A 3,280-nucleotide genomic window follows, 5' to 3' on the forward strand; every position below is an offset into this window, starting at 1 on the left:
TTCTCCTCACAGGTCTGGGCGTTCCCCTCAGTTCATTCGCTATGCTCATTCACTTCGGGTCGCTATGTCCGCCCTTCGCTAACGCTCACCGTCCTCGGCAACTTCGGAGCTCCCAGCGCTAACGCATTTCATTTAGTAACGCCGTGTCACTTATCAAAAGTGTATGACATAAATAGTGACTTGTCAATACTAAAATACGATTTTAATGACAAAAAGTTGCTTATTGCAAAAATCTGCCAGCTGTGATATTCTATTCATATGGCAGACTATATCCGCGCAAGAAGCGACGAACACAAAGAAGAAAGACTTTCTCAAATTAAAGAGGCAACGGCAGAACTCTTTGCAAACTGCCCTTATTCAGAAATTACGCTTACAACTATTGCAGAAAAACTTGGCTGGTCTCGCGCCAACCTTTATAAATACGTCACAACCAAAGAAGAAATCTTTCTGGAAATCTCTGCCGAAAAAATGACCGCCTATTACAATGCCTTGCTTTCGGCTTTTCCGGAGGGCAACAATTTTACCCTGGACGTGATTACTGAAGTATGGGCAGGAATTGTAAATGCTAATCAGGATTATATGCGTTATGTTTCTTATCTTAATCCGGTGATTGAAACAAATGTAACGGTAGAACGTCTTGCCATTTTCAAAAAGAAATATTATGACCTGGCCTATACCTTCCGCGACAGACTTACACAAATGCTTTCCGTCAGCCCGGACGTCGCCTACAAAATCCAGCTGGACCTATTGTTTTACGCCTCGTCAAATGCGGTTTGCTGCTACAAAAATCCTTTGGTGCAGGAAGCGCTCAAACAGATTAACATTGTTCCGCCGCCAATGGATTTTTACAAGGACATGAAGGACTTTCTTAAAATGCGACTGGCGTGGAAAGAATAAGAACAAAAGAAGATTTTTAAGTAAACTTTACTGGCGACGTTCATATGATTCATTCAGCGACACTAATCCGCTGCTTGGATTTTCCCATTGGCCGAAACATGCTGTGTCGAAAATATATAGAGAAATAAGACGTATTACAATTCTGTCACACAACAAAAAAACATCCTCTGCCGAATTAAGTTTTTCATTATAGTCACTATTTTCTGAAATATTTTTCATACAGTAATCAAATTATCGCAAAATAAATTTGACAATAATTTCATTTTGCTGTATTATTTACAGTAACGAGGTTACTGTTTGAAAAATAATACATATTTGTTAAAGGATATAGCAGATATTCGCACAGGTTATTCCTTTCGTGCAAAACTTGAGCCTGACTCAGAAGGGAATATTCTGGTAGTTCAATTAAAAGAATTATCTGATAAGAATACAATCGATATCTCTACCGCAGTGAAAATCAATATGCAAGATGTCTCTGATAATTATCTTCTTCAAAAAGGAGACTTGGTGTTCAGATCCAGAGGTATGGATTCTACAGCTGCCATTATGGTTATTAGTGCTGATAATATCATTCTCTCTGCTCCGTTTCAGCGAATAAGGCTTCAAGATACATCAAAAATCCTTCCTGAATACCTTTTATGGTATATTAATAGTAAGGATGCACAGTCTTATTTTTCTGCTAATAAAACCGGTACTTCGGTAACTATGATTTCTACAGCGGTATTGGCGGATTTGCCGGTGATTGTTCCCCCTGTAGAAATCCAAAAAAAAATAGTAGAGATAAACACTCTTTCTGAAAGAGAAATTGAGTTGCAGGAAGAATTAATCAAAAAAAAGAAGTTGCTAACAGAAACAATACTTCTTAAAACCTTAGAGCTTTAGTTGGGAGATAAAAATGGAAAACGAAAATCAGAAAATTGATCAAAAAGACATTAATGCTGCAGCTTGGGCAGCTTGCGATACATTCCGTGGCGTTGTAGATCCTGCTCAGTATAAAGATTATATCCTTGTTATTTTGTTCTTGCGTTACATTTCCGATGTATGGCAGGACCATTATGATACATACAAAAAAGAATATAGTGATGATGATGAGCGAATTCGACGTAAACTGGAACGCGAGCGTTTTGTTCTTCCTGTTATCAAACTTACAGAGGAAGAAGATGGTAAACGCAAGGAAATAGATTCATTTACAGCTAGTTTTTACAGTCTTTATGAACGTAAGGAAAGAAATAATATTGGAGAATTAATCAATATTACTTTGGAACATATTGAAGAGGCAAACAGAACAAAACTCGCAGGAGTGTTCCGCAATATTGATTTTAATAGCGAAGCAAATCTCGGAAAAACAAAAGACAGAAATCGTCGTCTAAAACAACTTCTGGAAGATTTTAATTCTCCAAAACTCGACATGAGACCAAGTCGTGTTTCAGAAGATATTATTGGTAATACTTACATTTATCTTATAGAACATTTTGCATCAGATTCCGGAAAGAAAGCTGGTGAGTTCTTTAGCCCTCTTATGGTAACTGAACTTGTCGCTCGTCTTGCCCAACCAAAAGACGGTGATACAATTTGTGACCCAACTTGTGGTTCTGGAGGACTTCTTATAAAAGCTGCAAATCAGATTCCTTCCGGTAATTTTGCATTGTTTGGCCAGGAAACAAACGGAAGTACCTGGGCTCTTTGCCGTATGAATATGTTTCTTCACGGTTTTGACAGCGCAAGAATAGAGTGGGGAGATACAATCAACAATCCTCTTCTTGTAAGCAATAAAAGTCTTATGAAGTTTGATATTGTTGTTGCAAATCCTCCTTTTAGTTTGGATAAATGGGGCGCAGAGAATGCAGCAAGCGATCCGTACAGAAGATTTACCCGTGGTATTCCACCAAAGAGTAAAGGAGACTGGGCATTTATTACCCATATGGTTGAAACTGCAGAAAATCAGAAAGGTCGAATTGCCGTTGTTGTTCCTCATGGAGTTTTGTTCCGTGGTGGGGCAGAACTTAAAATCCGCCAGTCAATGATTGAAGAAAACCTTTTGGACGCTGTAATTGGTTTACCTTCAAATCTTTTTCCAACAACAGGAATCCCGGTTGCAATTCTTGTGTTTGACCGTTCCCGAGAAAAAGGCGGAAGGCGTGAGAAAGAAACAGATGTCATGTTTATCGATGCATCAAAGGAATTTGTTCAGGGCAAAAAACAAAATACACTTTCTGATGAACAGTTAGATAAGATTGTAGATACCTATAAAGCAAGACGCGATGTTGAAAAATACAGCCGTAAAGTGCCATTTGAAGAAATCAAAAACAACGAATTCAATCTCAATATTCCTCGCTATGTTGATACTTACGAAGAAGAGGAAGAAATTGATATTGATGCAGTA

General features: G+C 38.2%; 3 protein-coding genes. All 3 read left to right on the plus strand.

Annotation, left to right across the window (positions count from 1 at the left end):
* The first annotated feature begins 258 nt into the window (after positions 1–258).
* Positions 259–897, plus strand: a complete 639-nt coding sequence (locus K6D58_RS06555; protein WP_296828812.1) for a TetR/AcrR family transcriptional regulator — start codon at positions 259–261, stop codon at positions 895–897.
* A gap of 297 nt (positions 898–1,194) precedes the next feature.
* The gene (locus K6D58_RS06560) at positions 1,195–1,779 is read left to right on the plus strand and encodes a restriction endonuclease subunit S (protein ID WP_296828814.1); all 585 of its coding nucleotides are present in this window, start codon (positions 1,195–1,197) and stop codon (positions 1,777–1,779) included.
* A 13-nt stretch (positions 1,780–1,792) separates the two neighbouring features.
* The coding region (locus K6D58_RS06565) for a type I restriction-modification system subunit M (RefSeq protein ID WP_296828816.1) at positions 1,793–3,280 on the plus strand (1,488 nt) is incomplete at its 3' end.

The organism is Treponema sp., assembly GCF_024696245.1.
GTDB lineage: Bacteria > Spirochaetota > Spirochaetia > Treponematales > Treponemataceae > Treponema_D.

Excerpts from the sequence above, each read along its gene's own strand:
- K6D58_RS06555 (WP_296828812.1), top strand. The coding sequence starts at position 259 with ATGGCAGACTATATCCGCGCAAGAAGCGACGAACACAAAGAAGAAAGA.